Origin of the sequence: Bradyrhizobium diazoefficiens (assembly GCF_016616885.1) — a bacterium.
Classification (GTDB): domain Bacteria; phylum Pseudomonadota; class Alphaproteobacteria; order Rhizobiales; family Xanthobacteraceae; genus Bradyrhizobium; species Bradyrhizobium diazoefficiens_F.
On sequence record NZ_CP067102.1, the window covers coordinates 1,175,419 to 1,199,229 of the forward strand.

Here is a 23,811-nt window from a genome sequence, read left to right on the forward strand (position 1 = left end):
GAACGAGGTGAGGAAGGCCACGCACCACCCTTTTCAGCTTGAACCGCGGCCCGTTCCCGGGAAAATACCGCTCAAACAAGGCCGGCACTTGATCCCTGTCATGGCGGGACTTCTACCCTGCCGTCAGGTCAAGGCGAGGCCAATAAAGGGAACGGGAGCGCTTGCATGAATGCCCAGGGAAAGAGTCTTTATCACGAGGTCCATGCGCGCTCGCTGGCCGACCCCGAGGGCTTTTGGGCCGAGGCGGCGAAAGAGATCGACTGGATCGAACCGCCGAAAAAGATATTCGATGCCTCGCAAGGCGTCTACGGCCGCTGGTTCACCGGCGGCGTCGTCAACACCTGCTACAACGCGCTCGACCGTCATGTCGAACGCGGCCGCGCCGACCAGGTCGCGCTGATCCATGATTCGCCGCTGACCAATTCGGTCACGAAGTTCACCTACACCGAGTTGCTGGCCGAGGTGCAGGCGCTCGCCGCCGTCATGCAGGATTTTGGCGTCGCCAAGGGTGACCGCGTCATCCTCTATATGCCGATGGTGCCGGAGGCCGTGGTTGCGATGCTCGCCTGCGCGCGCATCGGTGCGGTGCATTCCGTGGTGTTCGGCGGCTTTGCCGCAAAAGAGCTTGCGACCCGCATCGACGATGCGCAGCCAAAACTCATTCTGTCCGCAAGCTGCGGCATCGAGCCCGGCCGCATCGTGCAGTACAAGCCGCTGCTCGACGAGGCGATCAAGCTCGCCTCCGCGAAGCCGAAGGCCTGCATCGTGCTGCAGCGTCCGCAGCTTATCTGCGACCTCACGCCAAAGCGCGACTATGACTGGACGAGCCTGCGCCGCAAGGCGATGAACGACGGCAAGAAAGCGCCTTGCGTGCCCGTCGCCGCGACCGATCCGCTCTACATTCTCTATACGTCAGGCACGACAGGCATTCCCAAGGGCGTCGTGCGCGACAATGGCGGGCATCTGGTCGCAGTGAAATGGTCGATGTTCAATCTCTATGGCGTCAAGCCGGGCGAGGTCTGGTGGTGCGGCTCCGACATCGGCTGGGTGGTCGGCCACAGCTACATCATCTACGGCCCGCTACTGCATGGCGCGACCTCGATCATGTATGAGGGCAAGCCGATCGGAACGCCCGACGCCGGCGCGTTCTGGCGCGTGATCAGCCAGCACAAGGCGGTCGCCTTCTTCACCGCGCCGACTGCCTTCCGCGCGATCCGGAAAGAGGATCCGGAAGGCAAGTTCATCCGGCAATATGACCTGTCGAAATTCCGCACGCTGTTCCTCGCCGGCGAGCGGGCCGATCCGCCGACGGTGGAATGGGCGGAGCAGCAGCTGAAGGTGCCGGTAGTCGATCATTGGTGGCAGACCGAGACCGGCTGGTGCATCGCCGGCAATCCGATGGGCCTTGGCCAGCTGCCGGTGAAGAGCGGCTCGCCGACGGTGCCGATGCCGGGCTACCAGGTCGATGTCGTCGACGAAGCGGCAAAGCCTGTCGGTCCCAACACGATGGGCTCGATCGTCATCAGGCTGCCGATGCCGCCGGGCTGCCTGCCGACGCTGTGGAATCAGGACGACCGCTTCAAGGAAGCCTATCTCACCGAATTCCCCGGCTACTACAAAACGTCCGACGCCGGTTACAAGGACGAGGATGGCTATGTCTTCGTCATGGGCCGGACCGACGACATCATCAATGTCGCCGGCCACAGGCTTTCCACCGGCGGCATGGAAGAGATTTTGGCCTCGCATCCAGACGTGGCCGAATGCGCTGTGCTCGGCGTCAAGGATGCGATCAAGGGCGAGGTGCCTTGCGGCTTTCTGGTGCTGAAAGCCGGCGTGAAGCGCGCGCCCGCCGAGATCGAAAAGGAGATCGTCGCACTGGTGCGCGACCGGCTCGGCCCCGTCGCCGCGTTCAAGCTCGCCATCACCGTCGGCCGCCTGCCCAAGACGCGCTCGGGCAAGATTTTGCGCGGTACCATCAAGAAGATCGCCGACGGCGAGCCCTGGACCATGCCCGCCACGATCGAGGATCCCAAGGTGCTGGACGAGATCGGGGAGGCGCTGAAGGGGCGGGTGTGAAATTTGCACCGTCATTTCCGGGACGGCTCGAAGAGCCGAACCCGGAATCTCGAGATTACGGGTTCGATGCTTCGCATCGCCCCGGAATGACGGTGCCAAACGACTTACATTCTCCGCATTCCGCGCTAAACAGGGCCGGCCATCAGGGGACCTCGTATGCCACTCGCCACCGCGCCGCGCCTGCTTGCAGCCGTCCTGCTCGCCATCGCTCTCTCCGCCTGCTCGGCGCGTTACCAGACGCCGACGGCGATGGGCGGTGACGACGATGATGCGGTGTGCCAGAGCCGCGGTTACGCCGTGGGCTCGCCGGAATATGTGGCCTGCCGAAAGGACCGCGACGTGCAGCGCAGCGCCGCCACCTCACGCGCCGATCGTCGCCAGCGCGATCTCGGCGAATACATGCTGAACCATCCCGATCGGCCGTGAGGCGTCAACGACGTTCTCGCTTTCACCAAGACGACGCCGGAGAGATCACGCACAAAAAACGCGGCAAGTTTCCTTGCCGCGTTTTGTTTGCGTTCGATAGCTGAAGGGAGCGAGGACTACTCCTCCTCTTGCTCGTGCTTCTTGCCGCCCAGTGTCTTGAGCTTGGCGAACACGGCGTCGACGTTGAGATCGTCGCTCGACTTTTCCGACGGTTCGTACTCGTCCTTCTTGGTGGTCTCGGACGCCGGCAGCAGGGTGGCGCCGCCATAGGCTGCGTCGATCGGCTTTTCCTTGGCCGCGCGCGCTACTTCGAAATCGAGCTCGATCTGCGAGCAGAGGCCGAGGGTCACCGGGTCGATCGGGGTCAGCTGGGACGTGTTCCAGTGCGTGCGGTCGCGGACGCTGGCGATCGTGCTCTTGGTGGTGCCGACTAGGCGCATGATCTGGGCGTCCTTGAGCTCCGGATGGCTGCGTAGCAGCCAGAGGATGGCGCTGGGGCGCTCGTGGCGGCGCGACACCGGGGTGTAGCGCGGGCCTTTGCGCTTGGGCTGGGGCGGCAGCACGACCTTGCTCTCCTGGAGACGGAGCCGGTAGTCCTGGTTCTTCTCGCCCTTCTCGATCTCCTCGCGGGTCAGCTGGCCATTGGAAATCGGGTCCATGCCCTTGATGCCCTGCGCGGCGTCACCGTCGGCAATCGCGCGCACCTCGAGGGGGTGCATCTTGGTGAAATCGGCGACCTGGTCGAAGGTCAGCGCGGTGTTGTCTAGCAGCCAGACGGCAGTCGCCTTGGGCATCAGAGGTGCGTTGCTCATGGCAAATCTCCTTTGTGCTTCGCCCACCCCTCAGGAGGCGAAACCGGTGGTCATCAGCGATGACAGGGAATTCGCGCTATATAAGCCGGGAGGGGGCAGCCACGCAATGGTTCTGCTATAGATAGTGCCTTGACAGCGCCCGAAAGGGGGCCCAATTCCCTCTCAAGTCGCGATAAAGTCCAAGCAGACCGTTTTAGGCCCTTTTCCATCCATCGACCGTCCCCCGCCAGAAGGCGAATGGGTGATTCGGTCCCGAGATCGCTCAATGTCAGCCAAACCAGACCTCAAGATCGTGCTTTGTTCTCCCCGCGGCTTCTGCGCCGGGGTGGTCCGGGCGATCGACACCGTGGAACGGGCGCTCGATAAATACGGGGCCCCCGTCTATGTTCGCCATGAGATTGTGCACAACAAGTACGTCGTCGACGGGTTGAAAAAGAAGGGCGCCATCTTCGTCGAGGAACTCGCGGAGATTCCGGAAAGCACGACCGCGCCGGTGGTGTTCTCGGCCCATGGCGTGCCGAAGTCGGTTCCTGCCGACGCGACGTCCCGCAATTTGTTCTCGCTCGATGCGACCTGTCCGCTGGTGACCAAGGTGCACCGCGAGGCCGCGATCCACTTCAAGCGCGGCCGCGAGATATTCCTGATCGGCCATTCGCATCATCCTGAAGTGGTCGGCACGCTCGGCCAGCTGCCGGTCGGCGCGGTCACCCTGATCGAGACCGCCGAGGACGCCAAGACCATCACGCCGAAGGATCCGAACAACCTCGCCTTCGTGACCCAGACCACGCTGTCGATCGACGACACCGCGGAGATCGTGGCGCTGCTCAAGGAGCGCTTCCCGAACATCAACGGGCCGCACAAGGAAGACATCTGCTACGCCACCACCAACCGCCAGCTCGCGGTGAAGAAGGTGGCGCCGGTGGTCGACGCGCTCATCGTTGTCGGGGCGCCGAACTCGTCGAACTCGCAGCGCCTGCGCGAGGTCGCCGAGCGCGAGGGCTGTGGGATCGCGGTGCTGGCGCAGCGCGCCGCCGACATCGACTGGACCAGGTTCGGCAACATCAAGAGCCTTGGCATCACCGCGGGCGCGTCCGCGCCGGAAGTGATCGTCGAGGAGATCATGGATGCGTTCGCCGAGCGCTACACGCTGCATGTGGAGACGGTCTCGGCCGCGGAAGAAAACGAGTTCTTCCCGCTGCCGCGTCAGGTGCGCCCCGAAGCCGCCGCCGAGTAAATCTGCATGGCGGTCTACACCGACGTTGCCGCCGACGAGCTTGCGGATTTCCTGAAGCAATACGATCTCGGCGAGTTGCTCTCCTACAAGGGCATCGCCGAAGGCGTCGAGAACACCAATTTCCTGCTGCACACCAGCCAAGGAAACCGGCAGGCCTCGTTCATCCTCACGCTCTATGAGAAGCGCGTGGCGAAGAACGACCTGCCGTTCTTCCTCGCGCTGATGACGCATCTCGCCGAGCACGGCGTCAGCTGCCCGCTGCCGGTGAAGGCGAAAGACGGCGAGGCGCTGCACGAGCTGCAGGGACGGCCGGCTGCGATCATCACCTTTCTCGAAGGCGTCTGGCCACGCAAGCCGAACGCGACGCATTGCGCCGGCGTCGGCGAGGGCCTCGCCCGGATGCATCTGGCGGGCGAGAACTTTGCGATCAAGCGTGGCAACGCGCTGTCAGTCGCGGGCTGGCGGCCGCTGTTCAATGCCGCGGCGGATCGCGCCGACGAGGTGCAGCCCGACCTACGTGCGTTCCTCGCGGCCGAGCTCGATTATCTCTCGGGCGGGGTCTGGCCGACCAATCTGCCTGAGGGCGTGATCCATGCCGACCTCTTCAACGACAACGTCTTCTTCCTCGGCGACAAGCTCTCGGGGATCATCGACTTCACCTTCGCCTGCAACGACATGCTGGCCTATGACATCGCGATCTGTCTGAACGCCTGGTGCTTCGAGCCGGATCACTCCTTCAACGTCACCAAGGCGCGCGCTTTCCTCAATGCCTATGGCCGTGTGCGAAAGCTCACCACAGCGGAAGAGGCTGCGCTGCCGCTGCTGGCGCGCGGTGCTGCGATCCGCTTCCTGCTGACGCGGCTGGTCGACTGGCTCAACGTGCCGCCGGGCGCGCTGGTCAAGCCGAAGGATCCCCTCGAATATTTTCGCAAGCTGCGCTTCCACCAGAGCGTCTCCAGCGCGCGCGACTACGGGCTGACGCCGTCAGGACTGGTCGCGTGAGCACGCTTCCCAACGTCACGATCTATACCGACGGCGCCTGCTCGGGAAATCCCGGGCCAGGCGGCTGGGGCGCGATCCTGAAGTTCGGCGACAAGGAAAAAGAGCTGAACGGCGGCCAGCCGCACACCACCAACAACCAGATGGAATTGATGGCGGCGATCTCGGCGCTCGAAGCGCTGAAGAAGCCGTGCACGGTCGATCTCTACACCGACAGCCAATATGTCCGGCAGGGCATCACCGGTTGGATCCACGGCTGGAAGCGCAACGGCTGGCGCACCGCCGACAAGAAGCCGGTCAAAAACGTCGAGCTATGGCAGCGCCTCGATGCCGCGCTGAAGGCGCATGAGGTGCGCTGGCACTGGGTGAAAGGCCACGCCGGGCATCCTGAGAATGAGCGGGCGGATCAGCTTGCGCGGGATGGGATTGTGAAGGCGCGGTTGCAGCAGCGGGTGGGGGAGTAGGCGCGCGGTCGGCGCTCCACTCTCAACTGTCATCGTCCGCGAAGGCGGGCGATCCAGTACGCCGCGGCAGTTGTGATGAATCTCGACGCCTCTGGAATACTGGATGCCCCGCTCCAGTGCGCAATTGCGCACAAGGCGGGGCATGACAGTGTCATTTGTCGCTGAAAGCCGTGATGGCCTGACAGCTGCAGCCTTACAGCTGCCCCAGCAGCGTATCGCCGCCTGATACCTCGACCTTGCCGGGCATCGCCTCCAAGTTCAGCTTCTTGACCACGCCGTCTTCGACCAGCATCGAATAGCGCTTGGAGCGGATGCCGAGGCCGTTGCCGGAGGCGTCCAGCTCCATGCCGATCGCCTTGGCGAAGTCGGCATTGCCGTCGGCCAGGAAGATCGCCTCGTCGCGCTGGTCGGTATCGCGCTTCCAGGCGTTCATGACGAAAGCGTCGTTGACGGAGACGATCGCGATGGTGTCGACGCCCTTGTCCTTCATGGCATAGGCGTTGAGGAAGATGCTCGGCAGATGCATCTTGTGGCAGGTGCCGGTGTAGGCGCCGGGCACCGCGAACAGCGCCACCTTCTTGCCCTTGAAGATATCGTCGGTGGTCTTCACCTGCGGGCCTTCCGCCGTCATCACGCGGAATTTCGCCTCGGGCAGCTTGTCGCCAGTCTGGATCGCCATCGTCAGTCTCCCTGAAAATCGGTAGGGCTTTTTAGACCGTGGCGCGGGCCTGCACAATATTGCGGGCGAGGGAAGCTGAGGGGCCGGCGCCTCTTCACCGTTATGTCATCAGCCGGCAAAACCGCCGCCGTCGAGGAAAGCCCGCTCCTCCGCGGTGGTGTCGCGGCCGAGCAGGTGGTTGCGGTGGGGGAAGCGCTCGTCGCGGCTGCTGGCGCAGTATCCAGAAGAGGAATGATATCAGCATGCTCCCGGGCGTATTTCAGGTTTTCGGCATTGGCGGTATTTTCAAACAGCGCCACGCAATGCAACTGATCGGACAGATGCTCGGAATGCATGAAGGGCATGTAGAGGAATTCGAGCAGGAGGGGATCGATCCTGCGGTCCGTGCCTCTTTCGATGGCGCGGCGGGCGACCTCGCGCGCCAGCGCGTCGCTGGCGAAGGCTTCCGGCGTGCCGCGGAACATGTTGCGGGGAAACTGGTCGAGCACGATAACGAGCGCGAGCGCGCCGTCGTCGCTGCCTTCCCACGAGGCCAGTTCGTCTGCGGCGGCATTCTGCCAGAGCGGAAGAAAGCGGCGGCGGACCTCCGCGTCGAAAGCATCGCTGTGCTTGTACCAGCGCTCGCGACCCGCTTCGCGCCAGAAGGCGAGAATGCCGGCCGGCGTCATGTTGCCGATGTCAGCCATGAACCAGAGAGGCGGCCTTACGCTGCCTCAGCCTTCTTCTCGTCGCGCAGCTCGCGGCGCAGGATCTTGCCGACATTGGTCTTGGGCAGATCGGCACGGAATTCGATCTGCTTGGGCACCTTGTAGCCGGTGAGCTGCTCGCGGCAGAACTTGATGACGTCCTCCGCCGTGAGGTTCGGGTCCTTCTTCACGATGAAAGCCTTCACCGCTTCGCCGGACCCGCTGTCGGGAACGCCGATCACCGCGCATTCGAGCACGCCCGGATGGCTCGCGATCACCTCCTCGATCTCGTTCGGATAGACGTTGAAGCCGGAGACCAGGATCATGTCCTTCTTGCGATCCACGATCTTGGTGTAGCCCTTCTCGTCCATCACGCCGATGTCGCCGGTGCGGAAATAGCCGTCCGCGGTCATGACCTTCGCGGTCTCCTCCGGCCTGTTCCAGTAGCCCGACATCACCTGCGGACCCTTGGCGCAGATCTCGCCGGGCTGGCCGAGCGGGACCTCGTTGCCGTCGTCGTCGCGGATCGAGATCCAGGTCGAGGGCACGGGGATGCCGATCGTGCCGTTGAACTCGGAATTGGTCGCAGTGTTGCAAGTCAGCGTCGGCGCCGTTTCCGACAGGCCATAGCCCTCCGCGATCGAGCACCCGGTGATCGCCTTCCACTGCTCGGCCACCGGTCGCTGCACCGCCATGCCGCCGCCGTTCGAGATCTTCAGCTTGGAGAAATCGAGCTTCTTGAAATCGGGGTGGTGCATCAGGCCGTTGTAGAGCGTGTTCACCGCCGGGAAGCTGTTGACCTGGTATTTTGCCAGCTCCTTGACGAAGCCCGCGATGTCACGCGGGTTGGGGATCAAGAGATTGCAGCCGCCGGCGCGCACCGCGAGCAGGTAGCAGGCCGTCAGTGCGAAGATGTGATAGAGCGGCAGCGCGCAGACGATCATGAGCTGATCGACATGGGGCGGCGAGGCCAGCGCCGGCTGCAGCCAAGAGTCGTTCTGCAGCACGTTGGCGACGATGTTGCGGTGAAGCAGCGTAGCGCCCTTGGAGACGCCAGTGGTGCCGCCGGTATATTGCAGGAAGGCGACGTCGCCGGGCGACAGCTTTGGCTTGTTGAAGGTCTGGCCACGGCCGGCCGCAAGCGCGTCGTTGAACGAGACCGCGCCTGGCAGCGACCAGGCCGGCACCATCTTCTTGACGCGCCGGACGACGAGATTGACGATTACGCCCTTGAAGCCGAGCAGATCGCCCATGCTGGCGACGATGATGTGCTTGACCGGCGTCTTGGCGATCACCTGCTCGACGGTATGGGCAAAGTTCTCCAGCACGATCACGGCTTCGGCGCCGGAATCCTTGAGCTGATGCTCGAGCTCGCGTGGGGTGTAGAGCGGGTTGACGTTGACCACGGCGAAGCCGGCGCGCAGCACGGCGGCGGTGGCAACGGGATATTGCAGCACGTTCGGCATCATGATCGCGACGCGCGCGCCGCGCTGCAGGCCGCGTCCCTGCAGGTAAGCAGCGAGCGCCAGCGACATCTGGTCGAGGTCGCGATAGCTGATCGCCTTGTCCATGCAGATGAACGCCTTGCGATCGGCGAACTTCGCAAAACTCTCCTCGAGGAGGTCGACCAGCGATGCGTATTGCGTCGGCTCGATATCAGCGGGCACGCCGGGCGGATATTGCTTGAGCCAGATGCGCTCCATGGAAACTCCCCTCTCTTGCACCAGAGCCCGTTGTGTCTCGGGCTTGCCTCGTTGCCGGCAGTATCGAGCCTGCCGGAACGGCTGGCAAGCGGTCGAGGCTTAGGGCAAAGGCCGAAAAGTGGCTACTGGAATCGTCGCAAATCGCTGCCGCAGGTGCGAAGTGCGGGCGTAGCCTGGCGGGCCTGGAGCGTTAATCTAGCTGTTGTTGGGCGCGGGTTTCGGCTTGGTGGCAGCCTTGGGCTTGGCCGGCTTGGCCGCCTGATCGCCACTCGCCGCTGGCTTCTCCGCAGGCTTGGCCGCTGCCTCAGGCTTGGCCGCGGCGTGCTTGCTCGCCGCCGACTTGGCCGCGCTCTTGGTGTCACTCTTGGTGTTACTCTTGGCCGTCGCGTCTGGCTTGGTGGCCGACGGTTTCACCGCGGCCGTCTTGGCATCAGTCTTGGCGTCAGTCTTTGCGTCGGTCTTGGCATCACTGCCGGCGTCGGGCTTCTTGGCGATACGCGACTTCTTGCCACGCGCCTTCGGCGGGTTCTGCTGGTCGGAGTCGGCTGCGACCGCCGCGACCAGGGCAGCGCCGGTGCGGGTCGGGCCGGTGTAGACCACGACGGGCTCTGCAGCCGCGGGCGCCGAGGCCATCAGCTCGGACGCCTTCATCAGCGGCGGCTGGAGGCCTGCGGTAAAGAACGTCACCTGGGCCTCGCCGCCGGTGGCAGAACCGCTCGTGCCGCCGCCATTGGTCGCGATCAGCGCATCGTCGTCGTCGCTGGCCGGCCGCTTGCGGTGACCGCCGCACATCTCCTCGCGCAAGTTCGGCGGCGAGGCGTCGACCGGCACGAGGTTCTCGACGGTGCCGAGCGAAGGCCGGAGCCACGACAGATTATCCTGGCTGAAGCCGCGCTCGAGCAGCTGTGCCGCCTTCACCGCGCGCGCGGTGCCGGAATTGGCGCCAAGCACCACCGCGATCAGGCGGCGGCCGTTGCGCGTGGCGGAGGCCACGAGGTTGTAGCCGGAGGCGCAGATGAAACCGGTCTTGAAACCGTCGGCGCCGGGATAGCGGCCAATCAGCTTGTTGAAATTACCGGTGACGCGCTTGCCGAAGCGGATCGCCGGAATGTGCACGAAGTATTCGTATTCCGGCAGGTCGCGCAGGAACGAGCGCGCGAGAATGCCGAGGTCGCGCGCCGAGGTGACGTGTCCGTCCGCAGGCAGACCGTTCGGATTGACGTAGTTCGTCTGCGTCATGCCGAGCTTCTTCGCGGTGTCGTTCATCATCACGGAGAAGCCGTCGACCGAGCCGCCGATGCCTTCGGCCAGCACCACGGCCATGTCGTTCGCCGACTTGACCATCATCATCTTCAGCGCGTTGTCGACGGTGAGCTGCGTTCCCGGACGCAGGCCCATCTTCGAGGGCGATTGCGAGGCGGCCGTCGGCGATACCGTCAGCATCGAGTCGAGCGTGATCTTGCCGTCCTTCACCGCCTTCAGCGTCACATAGGCGGTCATGATCTTGGTGACGGAGGCCGGATACCAGGGAATGGTCGCGTTCTCGGCCTGCAGCACCTTGCCGCTGTCGGCTTCGATCAGAAGCAGCGCTTCAGCACTTGCGACGCGCGGTGCGAGCAACGCGCCGACGGCCAGCGTCGCGGCGAACAGGTTGAACAGGGATTTGCGAAGCAGCGGGCGAAAGGCGTGCACTATCCGATTCCGGTCCTTGGAGATCCGCCGGTTCCGGACGGTTCTCGTGATCTGATGTTCGGTTTTGAAATCCAGCGCCGCTCGCGGCAGCGCAAACCTATACCGGCTCGTGCGTCGAGAATAGGGGTTTCCGCTGCGTATTCCGCAATGAAATAGGCTGAATTTCGACGGTGCCACGGGGACTTGTTAAGGGGATTTGGCGGCAGAGGCCGCGGCCTCGGCGCCACTCGCACTGGCCCGCACATTCGCCTGTGCCCGCTCCTGCACCATGAACTGGGCCCTGGCGAGCTCGGCAAAATGGCCGCCTTTGGCTACGAGTTCATCGAAAGTTCCGCTTTCGATCACCCGTCCGTTCTCGAACACCAGGATCCGTGTCGCATTGCGGATGGTGGAGAGGCGGTGGGCGATCACGAAGGTGGTGCGGCCCTTCATCACTTCATCGAGAGCAGCGTTCACCTTGGCCTCGGTGAGGGCATCGAGCGCGCTGGTCGCTTCGTCCAGGATCAGGATCGGCGGGTCCTTCAAGAGCGCACGTGCGATCGACAGCCGCTGCCGTTCGCCGCCGGAGAGCATGCGGCCGCGCTCGCCGGCATTGGTCTCGAAGCCGCCGCTGCGCTCGATGAAGTCGAGCGCCTGTGCGCGCTCGGCGGCCTTGCGCATCTCGGCCTCGGTCGCGTCAGGCTTGCCGACGCGCAAATTCTCCGCGATCGAGCGGTTGAACAAGAGCGCTTCCTGGAACACGACGCCGATGTTTCGCCGCAGCGATGTCAGCGTGACGCCGCGCGCGTCCATGCCGTCGATCTTGATGAAGCCGGATTGCGGATCGAAGGCGCGATGCAGCAGCGCAATCGCGGTCGACTTGCCGGCGCCGGTTGGGCCGACCAGCGCGATGGTCTGGCCGGGCAGCGCGGTGAAGGAGAGATCCTCGATCGCCGGCCGTTTGCCATCGTAGGAGAAGGTGACCTCGTTGAACTCGACGAGGCCGGAGAGCCGGCCGGCATCGATCGCATCCGGCCGGTCGTGCACTGCAGGCACCGCGTCGAGCACGTTGAAGAACTCACGCAGGCGCGGCGCTTCCATGAACACGTTGTTGATGAAGCTCACGACCTGCTCGAGCTTCTGGATCAGCAGCGTTGCGAAGCTCACGAACATCACGATCTCGCCGACTGAGGTCAGGCCCTGGTCATGCAGCGCGATGCCGAGCGTGAAGATCGCGAGCACGGTGATGGTGGTCGAAGCGCGCGTGATCACGGTGACGAGCGCCCACCATGACAGCACCGGCATCTGCGCCGCGAGCAGCTGGTCGGCGACGGAGCGCAAGCCCTGCACCTCGGATTCGACGCGTACGAAGCTCTGCACGAGCGCGACGTTGCCGAGCGCGTCGGAGGCGCGCGCGGAGAGCTCGCTGTATTGCTCCTCGACCGCCATCTGCATCCCGAAGGTCCTGCGCACGACGAAGGTCGTCAGCGCGGTGAAGACGATGCAGAGCACGAACAGCAGGATCGCAAGCCGCCAGTTCAGGTACAGCGACAGCGGCAGCAGCACTACCACCGACAGGATCGCGGCAAAGTGCTCGCGGAAGAAGCCGAGCCAGAGCCGCCACAGCGCGTCCGTGCCGTTGAGCATCACCTTCATCAGCCGGCCCGAATGGGTGCCGGAATGGAAGGTCAGCGGCAGTTGCAGGATGTGCTCGAAATAGCTGGTCAGCACTGCCTGGCGCTGGCGGTGGGAGAGCCGGTCGGCCTGCAACGCCACGATTGCGCTGCAGGCGATGGTGAACAGCCCGAACGCCACCCACGCCATGAGGAACGGCCAGGCCGAATTCGAGCCAGCCACCGCCTTGCCGGACAGCACGTCGACGATCCTGCCGAACAGCACCGGCTCGGCGAACTGCGAGCCTGCGAGCAGAAGGTTGGCGAATGCCAGCAGCCAGCCCAGCCGCGCCTCCTTGCCGAGGAGCTCGAGAACGCGGGTGTAGAGGCGGAGGATGGGCATGCGGGCGAGCAACTCGGGCAGGTCACGGAGCCGATATTCTAAGCAGGGATTGCCCGCGAGATACAGCGGAAGCTGCCGGTTTTGCTCAATTGATGAGCCGGCTTTCGACCGGTGGCAGGAACCGGCCGTCGAAGATGTCGCCCGCCGCTGGACGCTTGCGGAATCTGAAATCCTCCGCGATCTGGTCGATCGAACGATCCAGGCGTGCCGGATCGACGCCGCCGAGGCCGTTGCGGCGGACCTCGTCGGTCAGGATGTTGTCGGCGAGCACCGTGCGCAGGCGCGCGAGCTCGAGGTCGCGATCGCCGTCGTCGATGCGGCCGGCGGCCTCGTCGGCCGCGCGTGCCGGCTCCTTCGCAGTTGCGTTGATGCCCGCAATCAGCGCGCGGACAAAACCCTTCAGTGCGTCCGGCTTCGCCATGGCGAAGGCGGGATTGGCGACGACCGCAAAACCGTAGGCCTCGCAACCATAATCGGCATAACGCAGCACGGCGAGATCGTCGGCCGGCACGCCGCGGTCGCGCAAATTCACGGCCGAGAGATAGGAGAAGCCGGCGACGGCGTCGACCTGTCCTGCCGAGAGCACCGGCTCGCGCACCGCCGCACTCATCTTGAAGAATTTGACATGCGCGACGTCGATGCCGTTCTGCCGTGCCAGCGCTGGCCACAGCCGGATCGACAGATCGGTGTCGGCCACGCCGACGGTCTTGCCGCCGAGATCGGAGACCAGATGGATGCCACGGCTCTTGCGCGCGACGATCGCATAGGGCGCGCGGTTGAACAGTACGAACACGGCCTTGACCGGCGGCGCATCGGCCTTGTCGCGAAAACGAATGAGCTCGTTGATGTCGACGAGCGCGAGCTGGCTATTGCCGGTGGCGACGCGCGCAAGTGCTTCCGGCGATCCAGCCGTGTTGTTGAAGGAGACGTTGAGGTGCTCGGCGCCGAACTTGCCGTCCTTCGCGGCCATGAAGAAGGGCGCCATGCTCGCATCGACCGGGCGGTCGAAGGTGAAGTGGATCGCCACAGACGGCGCGGCGGCCTCGCCCGCATCGACGTCGCGTGCGGCAAGCACGATCGAGAGGACCAGCAGGCAGTGAGAGACGATCGTCTTGAATCCAACCATCGGTCGCGCCGGTTCCGCATTGTTGTGGTTTCGTGACGCTCGCAGCGCCGGCATACGAACACTGTCTCCGCATCAACATGAACGGCAGATGAGCGGTGGTTGCGTCACGATCACGCAACCCCGTTCATCTTCTGTTGGGGTTGGGGAACCCAACATGGGATGCGGGTGTTTGAAACACATGAGCCTGTCTCGAGGCACCAATGAAGGTCCCAAGGAGGGTCCACGTCATGTTCGACCGATTTTCTAAATTTGCCGGCCGCAAGGCTGTTCTCGCCACCGCCGCGGTGCTGGCGCTGACCACCGTCGCCCCCACCGCATCGTTCGCAGGCGGCCGCCACTGGCATGGTGGCGGCGGCGCGGCCTTTGCCGGCGCAGCCATTGCCGGCGCCATCGGCACCGGCCTTGCGATTGCCGCGACCCGTGACGCCTACGCCTATGATGCCCCGGCCTATTACGGCGGCGGTCCGGTCTATTACGATGAGGGCCCGGTCTACTACAGTGGCCCGAGCTATTACTACAGCCATAGTCGCGAGTACCCGGGCAATGGCAGCGTCGGTCGCGACCCCTTTGCCACTTGCAGCCGAGGCGGCGCGAATTGTTGGTAAGTCGTTGACCACGAAAGGCCGGCGCGCTTGTCGCGCCGGCTTGATTTTTGCTTTTATGGTCAGGTGTTAACGCCTCTCACATTGGTTTAGAGTATTTTTTCAGGACCATGAGTGATTCGCTTGAGCGGCTATATCTGGCTGTGCTCGCGGCCAGGGACCTTGATCCGGCAACATCGCGCACTGCCCGGCTGTTTCAGCGTGGGCCCTCCAAAATGGCGAAGAAGCTGGCCGAAGAGGCGATCGAGGTCGTGATCGATGCGGTCAACGGCGACAGTGAGGCCGTGGTGCGGGAAAGTGCCGATCTGCTCTACAACCTCACCGTGCTCTGGGCTTCCGCCGGCGTGCGCCCCGAAGACGTCTGGCGGGAAATGTCGCGGCGTGAGGACATGTTGGGCATTGCCGAAAAGCTGCCGAAGTCGCCGATAAAGCTGCCCAAAGTCGCGTCACCGAGCATCTCTGCCCGGCGGCCAATTGTCGCGCTCGAGGGCCGCGCGGGGCGCAAGCGGCACTAAAACCGTCACAAAACTGGCGATGGACAAATCCGTCCCATGGTGCTTCATCGCGGCGCCATGCTGAAACGTATCTACGACTGGTGCATCGACGCCGCTCACAAGCCTTACGCGCTCTGGATCATGGGTGCCGTGGCTTTCGCCGAAAGCTCGTTCTTTCCCGTTCCCCCGGACGTGATGCTGATCCCGATGTCACTGGCGCGCCCGCAGCGCGCCTGGCTCTACGCGGCGATCTGCACCGTGACGTCTGTGATCGGCGGCCTGCTCGGCTACGCCATCGGCGCGCTGCTGTTCGACTCGGTCGGCCATTGGCTGATCCAGGTCTACGGTCTCGGCGACAAGGTCGATGCTTTCCGCGCCTCCTACGCGGAGTGGGGCGCGGTGATCATCCTGCTCAAGGGCCTGACGCCGATCCCCTACAAGCTCGTCACCATCACCTCGGGCTTTGCCGGCTACAATCTCATTCTTTTCATCCTGTGCTCGGTCGTCGCGCGCGGCGGGCGCTTCTTCATCGTGGCGATCCTGCTCAACCGCTATGGCGACTGGATCCGGGTCCGGATCGAGAAACATCTCGGCCTGTGGGTGGCGCTCGGTGTCGCGGTGCTGGTGCTGGGCTTTGTCGTTGCAATCAAGTTGATCTAGGGCAGTGGCGGCTTTGCCGCTGGGCCGGCTTCGGCTACGGTTGCCGTCATGATGGTTCGATCCGGCAATCCGGGCTTGCGGCTTGGGACGCTGATGTCAGCAGTGCTGCTGCTCCTGCTCGGTGCCGGCGAGACCGGATGGTCGCAATCGGCGCCGCCGTCGCTTGGCTTGCAGGAGCAGGGGCCGCAGGCCGCGCCGCCGCCTTCGACGCCCGCTCCGCCGTCGCGCGAGGACAATCCCGGGCTGATCAACGAAATGGGCAAGCTGTTCGACAAGCTGCCCTCGATCCTGCCGCCGATCAAAAGCCCGAGCGAGACCATGAACGATTTGTCGCGCCTGGCGCGGCCGTCCACCATGGTGTCGGGGCGCATGGTCTGTCCGGCCTCGCCAAACGGTGGGCCCGACTGCAAGCCCGCGGCCGATCAGCTTTGCCAGAGCAAGGGCTATCGCGAAGGCAAGAGCCTAAACGCGGACGCCGTCGAAAAATGCTCGGCCAAGGTTTTGATTCCTGGGCGGCAGCGCAAGCCGGACGATTGCCGCACCGATACGTTCGTCACCAGCGCGCTGTGCCAGAACTGATGCAAGTGACACCGCGCGCGAGCAGCAAGGAGCGCCCATGAGCCGCACGGAGCAGGACTTCCTCGGACAGCGTGAGATCGCCGACGACATCTACTACGGCGTCCAGACCATCCGCGGGAAGGAGAACTTCCACATCACCGGCATTCCCATGAACCAGGAGCCTTACTTCGTGAAGGCGCTGGGTTACGTGAAGAAGGCTGCGGCCATGGCCAACCGCGATCTCGGCGCGATCGACGCCAAGGTCGCCGATGCGATCATCCTCGGCTGCGACCGCGTCATCGCCGGCGACATGATGGACCAGTTCGTCACCGACTTCATCCAGGGCGGCGCCGGTACCTCGACCAACATGAATGCCAACGAGGTGATCGCCAACCTCGCGCTGGAATCGCTCGGTTTCAAAAAGGGCGACTACCAGCACGTCAGCCCGAACGACCACGTCAATTACGGCCAGTCGACCAACGACACCTATCCGACCGCGTTTCGGCTGGCGCTGGTCCTGCGGCTCGAGAGCTACATGACGGCGCTGCGCCAACTCCAGCAAGCGTTCTTCACCAAGGGGCGCGAATTCGAGCGCGTGCTGAAGATGGGGCGCACGCATCTGCAGGACGCGGTGCCGATGTCGCTCGGCGCCGAATTCCGCGGATGGGGCACCACGATCGGCGAGGAGGTCGAACGCATCTCGGAGGCGCGCGCGCTGCTGCGCGAGATCAATCTCGGCGCCACCGCGATCGGCACCTCCGTCACCGCGGCGGTCGGCTATCCCAAACTCGCGGTCCGGCATCTGAGCGCGCTGACCGGTGTCGACTTCATTCTCGCCGGCGATCTCGTGGAGGCGACCTCGGACACCGGCGCCTATGTGCAATTGTCCGGCGTGCTCAAGCGCACCGCGAGCAAGCTGACAAAGATCTGCAACGACATTCGCCTGCTGGCTTCGGGCCCGCGCGCCGGCTTCAACGAGATCAACCTGCCGCAATTGCAGCCTGGCTCCTCGATCATGCCGGGCAAGGTCAATCCTGTCATCCCCGAGGTGGTCAACCAGACCAGCTTCCTCGTCATCGGCCTCGACACCACGGTGACGCTCGCAGCCAGCGCCGGCCAGCTCCAGCTCAACGTGATGGAGCCGGTGATCTCGTTCGCGCTGTTCTTCTCGATTCGCACCATGGAGCGCGCGGTCAACAGCCTGCGCGAGAACTGCGTCGTCGGCATCACCGCCAACGAGGAGCACACTCGCAACATGGTGCTGAACTCGCTCGGCATCGTCACGGTGCTGAAGCCGCTGCTCGGCTACAAGCAATGCGCTGAGATCGCGCGCGAGGGCTACAAGAGCGGCAAGTCGCTGCACCAGATCGTGGTGACCGAGCGCAAGCTGCTGACGCAGGAAAAATGGGACGAGATGTTCTCGTTCGAGCGGCTGATCAATCCGGATTTGCTTGGCTAACGCTGCCTGCCGCGCGAGGAGCGAATTCCGCGCGTTGGAATTGCGGTAACGGCGTCCGCCACGGCGTCACAACGCAATACTTGACAGTGGAAAGATTGCCTTGTTGGTATGGCTCCCAACCTTCAATGCGTCTGCCAACCAAGGATCGTTCCGCAATGTCCATGCCTGCTCTGTTCAAGGGACGCCTGTCGATCCCCGTGATCGGTTCGCCGCTCTTCATCATCTCGGTGCCCGACCTCGTGATCGCGCAGTGCAAGGCCGGCGTGGTCGGCTCGTTCCCGTCGCTGAACGCGCGGCCGCCGGAATTGCTCGACGAGTGGCTGGCGCGGATCACCGAGGAGCTCGCGGCCTATGACCGCGCCCATCCCGACAAGCCGTCGGCGCCGTTTGCGGTCAACCAGATCGTGCACAAGTCGAACAACCGGCTCGACCACGACATGCAGCTCTGCGCCAAGTACAAGGTGCCGATGATCATCTCCTCGCTCGGCGCGCGCGAGGAGCTCAATCAGGCCGTTCACCGCTGGGGCGGCATCGTCTTCCACGACGTGATCAACCAGAAATTCGCCCACAAGGCGATCGAGAAGGGCGCCGACGGCCTGATCCTGGTTTCGGCCGGCGCCGGCGGCCATGCCGGCACCATCTCGCCGCTGGCTTTCGTTGCTGAGACCCGCAAGTGGTTTGACGGTCCGATCGCGCTGTCGGGCGCCATCGGTAACGGCAAGGCGATCCGTGCCGCGCGCATCCTCGGTGCCGATTTCGCCTATATCGGCTCGGCCTTCATCGCGACCAAGGAAGCCAACGCAGTCGAGAAGTACAAGGAGATGATCGCGGGCTCGACGGCCGACGACATCGTCTACTCCAATCTATTCACCGGCGTGCACGGCAATTATCTGAAGCCCTCGATCCTCGCCGCCGGCATGGATCCGGAAAACCTGCCGACCTCAGATCCCTCCAAGATGAACTTCGGCACCGATGCCTCCGGCGAACGCGCCAAGCCGAAGGCCTGGAAGGAGATCTGGGGCTCCGGCCAGGGCATCGGCAGCGTCGAGGGCATCGTGCCCGCCGCCGAGATGATCGCGCGCTTCAAGAAGGAATACGACGAGGCGATCGATCCGCCGTTGTGATGGCGTTGGCAATGAGCGCCATCTATCGCGTCGACGGCAACAGCGTCGTCACCAGCCCCGATGCCGCCGGTCCGTGGGACCGGCGCATGCAGCACGGATCGGCACCATCAGCGCTGGTGACGTGGGCGGCGGAGCGGATTCCGACGCCCGTGCCGATGAACATCGCGCGCGTCACCATCGATCTGATGCGCCCGGTGCCGGTGGCGCCACTCACCATCGAGACCGAGGTTTTGCGCGAAGGCCGCAAGATACAGCTCTGTGAGGTCAGGCTGCTTGCCGACGGCGTGCAGGTCGTCGGCGCCACCGTGCTCAAGATCAAGCGGCAGTCGCAGCGGCTGCCCGATGACGTCAAGGATTTGCCGGTCACGCTGCCATCGCCCGAGGACTCGCTGGTCGAGGACGGCCATGGCGCGACCAGTCCGTTCGCGGGCATGGTCTCGATGCGCGCCGCGCGCGGCCGCTTCGGCCAGGCCGGTGCCGGCGCGATCTGGTTTCGCCTCGACCATCCGCTGGTCGAGGGCGAGGCGGTCTCGCAGACGATGCGCGCCGTGGTCGCCGCCGATTTCTCCAACGGCACCGCCTCGACCCTCGACTTCCGCACCTGGACCTACATCAACGCCGACCTCTCGGTGAGCCTGGCGCGCCAGCCGGTCGGCGACTGGATCTTGCTCGACGGCGAATCCTGGATCGGCCCCGATGGCACCGGCCTTGCGATGTCGCGGCTCGCCGACCGCCAAGGATACTTTGGCCGTGCGGTGCAGAGCCTGGTGATCGAGAAGCGGTAAGCCTCACCGCAATCGTTGCTGTTGCGGCGTGAGCCGATGGAACGGCAGGCTTCCGCCGCCGCGGAAGGGATGCTTGGTCGTGTTCGACCAGGGCATCCTGCCTGTTCATACCCCGTAGAAGATCTTGATCTCCCACAGCACCACGATGATAGCCGTGATCAACGTGACCGCGGCGACTGCACTTTCCAGGGAAGCGACTCTCATTGCTTACTCCGCTTCCCAGCCCCGTCCAGCGGTCTAGTTGATTCTCTGATTCGCCGGCAATCGCGAGGCCGTCGTGGACGCGCACTCCGTCGCGCATTGTGGTGTCGGAGCCACAACGACTCCGTAAAATCCCGGGGTTTTACCCCACCATCCGGTCCCGCCCGCTCCAGAAGCCCGCCCGCAGTACCTTCTTGTCGACCTTGCCGACGCCGGTCATCGGGAGCTGCTTGACGAACTGGATCTGTTTCGGCGCATGCGCGGAACCCTTACGCGTCCGCACCATATTGATCAGCTCGTCCGGATCGGGCTTTGCGCCCTCGCGCGGCACGACGATGGCAGTGACGGCCTCGCCCCATTTCTCGTCGGGGACGCCGACGACCGCGACCATCGCGACGTCGGCGTGCTGCGACAGCACGTCCTCGACCTCGCGCGGAAAAATGTTGAAGCCGCCGGTGACGATCATGTCCTTCTTGCGATCGAGGATGAACATGTAGCCGCGCTCGTCCTGGCGCGCGATGTCGCCGGTGTGGACCCAGCCGTTCTTCAACGTCTCGGCGGTGACGTCAGGCCGCTTCCAGTATTCCGCCATGACATGCGGCGCGCGCACGCAGATCTCGCCGACGTCACCGGTCTTCACTTCCTGGTCATTGTCGTCGAGAATTTTGACCTCGCAGGCCGCAATCGGGAAACCGCACGACAGAAACAGCTCGGGCGTCTTGGGATCGTGATCCCTCTTGCGCAGTACTGAAACCGGATAGCATTCGGTCTGGCCATAGAGCTGCGAGAACACCGGGCCGATGCGATCGATGCCTTCGATCAGCCGGCTCGGCGACATCGCGGACGCCCCGTAGAGCACAAGCTCGAGCGAGGAGAGATCGGTCTTGCTCAGTGCGGGATGATCGAGCAGCACATAGATCATGGTCGGCACGAACAGCGTGAAGTTGATGCGCTCGCGCGCGATCGTCGCGAGCACAGCCTCGGGATCGAAACCTTTCAGCATGTGCACGGTGCCGCCGCGCATCAGTGTCGGCAGCACCTTTGTGCCCGCGACATGGCTGATCGGGGCGACAGCGAGATAGCGCGCGGCATCCGGAATCTCGAAATCTGCGAGGATCGCGCCGGCCGCTCCGGCGTTTTCGCGATGATAGCGCAGCGCACCCTTGGACTTTCCTGTCGTTCCGCCGGTGTAGTTCAGCGTGGAGAGATCGTCGAGACTTGCGAGGCACCGCGCGCCGGCATGTCCCGCATCCTCGATCGCCTGCAAGAGGTCAACACCGTAGTCGGCCGGCCCCATGGTGAAGACCGCCTTGAGCCGCGTTGCCTTTGCAGCGAGCTCGCCACCGCGATCGCGGAAGGCGGCTACATCGACCACCAGCACTTCCGCCTCGGAATCCTCAAGCTGGAAGAGCTGGTCCGTCTCCGATCCCAGCGGATGCAGCCAGGTGATGCAGCATCGCGACAATTGCGCGGCGACGCCGGCGCACCAGGTGTCGGCGCGGTTCGCGGTGAGGAAGGCGACGCGCGCGCCGGGCTGCAGACCGAGCCGCACGAACACGCCCTGGATGCGCCCGATCAGATCGAGCGTGCCCTGATAACTCAGCGATCCGCCGGGCCAGGCGAAAGCAGTGCGGCCGGGATAGCGCGCCAACACCCGTAGCGTCTGCGCACAAGTCGGGGACGATGCGTGGAGCGGATCGGACATATGTTTCCTCGTCGCTTTGTCATCAGCTTCTCGCGTGCCAATATTGCCGGTGACGCTAGCACAGGAAATGCGGGATGGAACGACAAAGCCCGTGCGGGGAGGAAGAGTGACATCCGATCGACTGCAACGCTTCAGCGACCGCCTCGCTCTGCCGCTGATCGCAGCGCCGATGTTCTTGGTGTCGGGCGTCGAGCTCATGGTCGCGGCCTGTCGCAACGGCGTGATCGGTAGCTTCCCCACCGTGAATTGCCGTAGTACGGAGCAGCTCGATGAATGGCTCGCCGAGATCGCCACGCGGTTGCGGCAGCATGAGGATCAGACCGGCCGCAAAGCCGCGCCGCTCTGTCCGAACCTGATCGTGCATCGCTCCAACGCACGGCTGGAGCAGGATCTCGCCGTGCTGCTCAAGCACAAGCCCGAGATCGTCATCACCTCGGTCGGCTCGCCTGCGCCCGTGCTGAAACCGCTGCACGATGCCGGCGCATTGGTGCTGGCGGACGTCGCCTCCATTCGCCACGCCGAGCGTGCGGCAGCGGCTGGCGCCGACGGATTGGTGCTGTTGACCGCGGGCGCCGGCGGACAGACCGGCTGGCTCAATCCGTTCGCCTTCGTCCGCGCGGTGCGCGCGTTCTATGACGGCATCATCGTGCTCGCCGGCGGTGTCAGCGATGGCCGCGCGCTGCATGCCGCCGAAGTGCTCGGCTGCGATCTCGGCTACATGGGCACAAAGTTCATCGCGACGCGCGAGAGCATGGCGGATGATCGCCACAAGCAGATGCTGGTCGAGAGCAGCGCCGACGACATCTTGCTCACCACCGCCTTCACGGGTCTGCAGACCAGCATGCTGAAGCCGTCGATCGTCGCTGCCGGGCTTGATCCTGACGACCTCCCCGCACGCGGCGCCATCGACATCGGCAAGGACATCGACGTCACCGCGCGCGAGAACCGTCCCAAACGCTGGCGCGACATCTGGAGCGGCGGGCATTCGGCGTCGGGCGTCACGGAGGTGTTGGCGGTTGCCGATCTCGTGGCCCGGACGGCCGCCGAGTACCGCGACGCAGCGGGGCGATAGCGTTCCGCGCCGCCCAGCACGGTTAATCCCGCATGGCTCCGGAAGCCCGCACTTAACGGCAGATTAACCATCGCCCGCCAACAATCCCCTCACGGCCGCCAATCAGGACGAGAGGGACAGGCGATGGATTTCGATTTTCTCAACAGCAAGACAGCCGCAACGCTGGACGAGATCCGCGTCCGCGTCGCGCATGCGCTGGCCCGCCACCCGCTCTGCCGCACTGTTCGCTTCGACATCGTCAGCGTCCCCCGCACCCGCCGGGGCGGCAATTGGACGGTGACGCTGCAATCAGTCGAGCCGCGCGCCGTCTGGGAAGCCTCGGAGATCGTCGCCGACATCCAGGATGCCTACGATCTGGCCGCAGCTGCCTGATTTTATTGAGTTTTTGGGGACTGTCGCTGCAAGTGTGGTGATTGTCGCCGCAAAGGCACACTCAAGCCTTAATTCGTGCCCTTTTCCCGGGCATCGCTAACAACATCGTGAACCGGCCTTTCCGGAGAGACGTTTGTCCAGAGCCATCACCATCACCGTGCTGACCTGTATCCTCGTCCTCGGTGCCGCCACCACTGCCATTCTCGGCCGCGACAGCGTGCCCAGCGTCAGCGCCGAGATGATCTCGCAGGTTCCGCCGAAGCCGCTCGCCGCCAACCGCGCCGCCAAGGCCGACCGGCTCGTTCCGACGCTGGCGCTCGCCTCGGCCGCGATCGAGCCGGTGCAGGTTCCGGCCGACAGACTGTCGCAGGCCCCCGTGCTGACCGAACCGCTGCGCCAGGCCTTTGCCGCAGCCACCCCGTCCGATTTCCCGGCGCCCAAGGCGAGCGTGAACGAGGCGCCAGCCGCGGAAGCCCCCGCCACCGTCGAGGCCCCGCCGAAGCCGAAGGCGGTTGCGAAGCCGCAGCCGCAAAAGACCTATTCGCTGCTCTCCGACGTGCAGATCGCCGGCATCAGGGATCGCCTGAAGCTGTCGTCGTCGCAGGAATATTACTGGCCCTCGGTCGAGTCCGCACTGCGCAACGTCGCCCGCAAGATCTCGGCAAACAAGCTCTCCAATCCCAATGGGCCGAACGTGCAGATTGATCCGAACTGCGACGAGGTTCAGCAGTTGAAGTCGGCCGCAATGCCTCTGCTGTTCCAGCTGCGTGACGACCAGAAGGAAGAAGTGCGCAAGCTCGCCCGCATCATTGGCCTCGAGAAGGTCGCGCAGCAGATCTGAGCCTAGGGTTCCCTTTGGGAACCGCAGTCTCATCAGGAACATCCGG

General features: G+C 64.3%; 22 protein-coding genes and 1 pseudogene. 15 read left to right on the forward strand and 8 right to left on the reverse strand.

Annotated elements, in window-relative coordinates; translation table 11 throughout:
* The first annotated feature begins 165 nt into the window (after nucleotides 1-165).
* Together JJC00_RS05475 and JJC00_RS05480 are read left to right on the forward strand one after the other, a co-directional pair.
* Nucleotides 166-2,076, forward strand: a complete 1,911-nt coding sequence (locus JJC00_RS05475) for a propionyl-CoA synthetase (protein WP_200471711.1) — start codon at nucleotides 166-168, stop codon at nucleotides 2,074-2,076.
* Between the two features lie 156 nt (nucleotides 2,077-2,232).
* Entirely contained in the window at nucleotides 2,233-2,502 is a 270-nt protein-coding gene (locus JJC00_RS05480) for a hypothetical protein (protein WP_148749945.1), read from the forward strand.
* Nucleotides 2,503-2,618: 116 nt separating this feature from the next.
* Here the strand turns inward: JJC00_RS05480 and JJC00_RS05485 are convergent, their stop codons facing one another.
* The gene (locus tag JJC00_RS05485) at nucleotides 2,619-3,314 is read right to left on the reverse strand and encodes a DUF1013 domain-containing protein (protein WP_200471712.1); all 696 of its coding nucleotides are present in this window, start codon (nucleotides 3,312-3,314) and stop codon (nucleotides 2,619-2,621) included.
* 265 nt (nucleotides 3,315-3,579) lie between these two features.
* Between JJC00_RS05485 and ispH the strand changes: the two genes are divergently transcribed.
* The 3 genes from ispH to rnhA are packed head-to-tail and all read left to right on the forward strand — an operon-like array spanning nucleotide 3,580 to nucleotide 6,011.
* The gene (gene ispH, locus JJC00_RS05490; protein ID WP_200471713.1) at nucleotides 3,580-4,548 is read left to right on the forward strand and encodes a 4-hydroxy-3-methylbut-2-enyl diphosphate reductase; all 969 of its coding nucleotides are present in this window, start codon (nucleotides 3,580-3,582) and stop codon (nucleotides 4,546-4,548) included.
* Nucleotides 4,549-4,554: 6 nt separating this feature from the next.
* A complete protein-coding gene (locus JJC00_RS05495) occupies nucleotides 4,555-5,550 on the forward strand; it encodes a homoserine kinase (RefSeq protein WP_200471714.1) in 996 nt (331 codons plus the stop codon).
* A complete protein-coding gene (gene rnhA, locus JJC00_RS05500; protein ID WP_200471715.1) occupies nucleotides 5,547-6,011 on the forward strand; it encodes a ribonuclease HI in 465 nt (154 codons plus the stop codon). Before JJC00_RS05495 ends, rnhA begins: the two co-directional genes overlap by 4 nt.
* Before the next feature lie 193 nt (nucleotides 6,012-6,204).
* Here rnhA and JJC00_RS05505 read toward each other — a convergent pair whose 3' ends face one another.
* From JJC00_RS05505 to JJC00_RS05530, 6 genes and pseudogenes are all read right to left on the reverse strand, one after another.
* Nucleotides 6,205-6,690 carry a peroxiredoxin gene (locus JJC00_RS05505; RefSeq protein ID WP_007597501.1) on the reverse strand — a complete coding sequence of 162 codons (486 nt, stop codon included), beginning with the start codon at nucleotides 6,688-6,690 and terminating at the stop codon, nucleotides 6,205-6,207.
* A 108-nt stretch (nucleotides 6,691-6,798) separates the two neighbouring features.
* Nucleotides 6,799-7,376, reverse strand: a pseudogene (locus JJC00_RS05510) (DUF924 family protein).
* Between the two features lie 17 nt (nucleotides 7,377-7,393).
* On the reverse strand, nucleotides 7,394-9,079 hold the full coding sequence (locus JJC00_RS05515) for a long-chain fatty acid--CoA ligase (protein WP_200471716.1): 1,686 nt from the start codon (nucleotides 9,077-9,079) through the stop codon (nucleotides 7,394-7,396).
* A gap of 195 nt (nucleotides 9,080-9,274) precedes the next feature.
* The gene (locus JJC00_RS05520) at nucleotides 9,275-10,771 is read right to left on the reverse strand and encodes a D-alanyl-D-alanine carboxypeptidase family protein (RefSeq protein ID WP_200471717.1); all 1,497 of its coding nucleotides are present in this window, start codon (nucleotides 10,769-10,771) and stop codon (nucleotides 9,275-9,277) included.
* Nucleotides 10,772-10,957: 186 nt separating this feature from the next.
* Nucleotides 10,958-12,766, reverse strand: coding sequence for a glucan ABC transporter ATP-binding protein/ permease (locus JJC00_RS05525; protein WP_200471718.1), 1,809 nt, complete (start codon nucleotides 12,764-12,766; stop codon nucleotides 10,958-10,960).
* 85 nt (nucleotides 12,767-12,851) lie between these two features.
* Nucleotides 12,852-13,892 carry an ABC transporter substrate-binding protein gene (locus JJC00_RS05530; protein WP_200471719.1) on the reverse strand — a complete coding sequence of 347 codons (1,041 nt, stop codon included), beginning with the start codon at nucleotides 13,890-13,892 and terminating at the stop codon, nucleotides 12,852-12,854.
* Nucleotides 13,893-14,119: 227 nt separating this feature from the next.
* On the opposite strand from JJC00_RS05530, the gene JJC00_RS05535 reads away from it, so the two are divergent.
* The 7 genes from JJC00_RS05535 (at nucleotide 14,120) to JJC00_RS05565 (ending at nucleotide 19,574) form a co-directional block, all read left to right on the forward strand.
* A complete protein-coding gene (locus JJC00_RS05535; RefSeq protein WP_246774091.1) occupies nucleotides 14,120-14,497 on the forward strand; it encodes a hypothetical protein in 378 nt (125 codons plus the stop codon).
* Nucleotides 14,498-14,604: 107 nt separating this feature from the next.
* Entirely contained in the window at nucleotides 14,605-15,009 is a 405-nt protein-coding gene (gene hisE, locus JJC00_RS05540) for a phosphoribosyl-ATP diphosphatase (RefSeq protein WP_200471720.1), read from the forward strand.
* Between the two features lie 36 nt (nucleotides 15,010-15,045).
* A complete protein-coding gene (locus JJC00_RS05545) occupies nucleotides 15,046-15,648 on the forward strand; it encodes a YqaA family protein (protein WP_200471721.1) in 603 nt (200 codons plus the stop codon).
* 48 nt (nucleotides 15,649-15,696) lie between these two features.
* On the forward strand, nucleotides 15,697-16,227 hold the full coding sequence (locus JJC00_RS05550; RefSeq protein ID WP_200471722.1) for a hypothetical protein: 531 nt from the start codon (nucleotides 15,697-15,699) through the stop codon (nucleotides 16,225-16,227).
* Between the two features lie 37 nt (nucleotides 16,228-16,264).
* Entirely contained in the window at nucleotides 16,265-17,665 is a 1,401-nt protein-coding gene (locus tag JJC00_RS05555) for an aspartate ammonia-lyase (protein ID WP_200471723.1), read from the forward strand.
* A gap of 155 nt (nucleotides 17,666-17,820) precedes the next feature.
* Entirely contained in the window at nucleotides 17,821-18,789 is a 969-nt protein-coding gene (locus tag JJC00_RS05560) for an NAD(P)H-dependent flavin oxidoreductase (protein WP_200471724.1), read from the forward strand.
* A gap of 11 nt (nucleotides 18,790-18,800) precedes the next feature.
* Nucleotides 18,801-19,574, forward strand: a complete 774-nt coding sequence (locus tag JJC00_RS05565) for a thioesterase family protein (RefSeq protein WP_200471725.1) — start codon at nucleotides 18,801-18,803, stop codon at nucleotides 19,572-19,574.
* A gap of 343 nt (nucleotides 19,575-19,917) precedes the next feature.
* Here JJC00_RS05565 and JJC00_RS05570 read toward each other — a convergent pair whose 3' ends face one another.
* Nucleotides 19,918-21,480 (reverse strand): AMP-binding protein, encoded by a 1,563-nt coding sequence (locus tag JJC00_RS05570; RefSeq protein WP_200471726.1) that lies wholly within the window; start codon nucleotides 21,478-21,480, stop codon nucleotides 19,918-19,920.
* A 106-nt stretch (nucleotides 21,481-21,586) separates the two neighbouring features.
* Here JJC00_RS05570 and JJC00_RS05575 point away from each other — a divergent pair, with 106 nt between their 5' ends.
* The 3 genes from JJC00_RS05575 (at nucleotide 21,587) to JJC00_RS05585 (ending at nucleotide 23,765) form a co-directional block, all read left to right on the forward strand.
* The gene (locus tag JJC00_RS05575; RefSeq protein ID WP_200471727.1) at nucleotides 21,587-22,552 is read left to right on the forward strand and encodes an NAD(P)H-dependent flavin oxidoreductase; all 966 of its coding nucleotides are present in this window, start codon (nucleotides 21,587-21,589) and stop codon (nucleotides 22,550-22,552) included.
* 123 nt (nucleotides 22,553-22,675) lie between these two features.
* The gene (locus JJC00_RS05580) at nucleotides 22,676-22,924 is read left to right on the forward strand and encodes a hypothetical protein (RefSeq protein WP_200471728.1); all 249 of its coding nucleotides are present in this window, start codon (nucleotides 22,676-22,678) and stop codon (nucleotides 22,922-22,924) included.
* Nucleotides 22,925-23,057: 133 nt separating this feature from the next.
* Nucleotides 23,058-23,765 (forward strand): hypothetical protein, encoded by a 708-nt coding sequence (locus JJC00_RS05585; protein WP_200471729.1) that lies wholly within the window; start codon nucleotides 23,058-23,060, stop codon nucleotides 23,763-23,765.
* Nucleotides 23,766-23,811 lie beyond the last annotated feature (46 nt).

Coding starts and splice junctions, on each gene's coding strand:
- JJC00_RS05475 (WP_200471711.1), top strand. CDS start 166: ATGAATGCCCAGGGAAAGAGTCTTTATCACGAGGTCCATGCGCGCTCG.
- JJC00_RS05480 (WP_148749945.1), top strand. CDS start 2,233: ATGCCACTCGCCACCGCGCCGCGCCTGCTTGCAGCCGTCCTGCTCGCC.
- JJC00_RS05485 (WP_200471712.1), bottom strand. CDS start 3,314: ATGAGCAACGCACCTCTGATGCCCAAGGCGACTGCCGTCTGGCTGCTA.
- ispH (WP_200471713.1), top strand. CDS start 3,580: ATGTCAGCCAAACCAGACCTCAAGATCGTGCTTTGTTCTCCCCGCGGC.
- JJC00_RS05495 (WP_200471714.1), top strand. CDS start 4,555: ATGGCGGTCTACACCGACGTTGCCGCCGACGAGCTTGCGGATTTCCTG.
- JJC00_RS05505 (WP_007597501.1), bottom strand. CDS start 6,690: ATGGCGATCCAGACTGGCGACAAGCTGCCCGAGGCGAAATTCCGCGTG.
- JJC00_RS05515 (WP_200471716.1), bottom strand. CDS start 9,079: ATGGAGCGCATCTGGCTCAAGCAATATCCGCCCGGCGTGCCCGCTGAT.
- JJC00_RS05525 (WP_200471718.1), bottom strand. CDS start 12,766: ATGCCCATCCTCCGCCTCTACACCCGCGTTCTCGAGCTCCTCGGCAAG.
- JJC00_RS05530 (WP_200471719.1), bottom strand. CDS start 13,892: ATGGTTGGATTCAAGACGATCGTCTCTCACTGCCTGCTGGTCCTCTCG.
- JJC00_RS05535 (WP_246774091.1), top strand. CDS start 14,120: ATGTTCGACCGATTTTCTAAATTTGCCGGCCGCAAGGCTGTTCTCGCC.
- hisE (WP_200471720.1), top strand. CDS start 14,605: ATGAGTGATTCGCTTGAGCGGCTATATCTGGCTGTGCTCGCGGCCAGG.
- JJC00_RS05545 (WP_200471721.1), top strand. CDS start 15,046: ATGGTGCTTCATCGCGGCGCCATGCTGAAACGTATCTACGACTGGTGC.
- JJC00_RS05550 (WP_200471722.1), top strand. CDS start 15,697: ATGATGGTTCGATCCGGCAATCCGGGCTTGCGGCTTGGGACGCTGATG.
- JJC00_RS05555 (WP_200471723.1), top strand. CDS start 16,265: ATGAGCCGCACGGAGCAGGACTTCCTCGGACAGCGTGAGATCGCCGAC.
- JJC00_RS05560 (WP_200471724.1), top strand. CDS start 17,821: ATGTCCATGCCTGCTCTGTTCAAGGGACGCCTGTCGATCCCCGTGATC.
- JJC00_RS05565 (WP_200471725.1), top strand. CDS start 18,801: ATGAGCGCCATCTATCGCGTCGACGGCAACAGCGTCGTCACCAGCCCC.
- JJC00_RS05570 (WP_200471726.1), bottom strand. CDS start 21,480: ATGTCCGATCCGCTCCACGCATCGTCCCCGACTTGTGCGCAGACGCTA.
- JJC00_RS05580 (WP_200471728.1), top strand. CDS start 22,676: ATGGATTTCGATTTTCTCAACAGCAAGACAGCCGCAACGCTGGACGAG.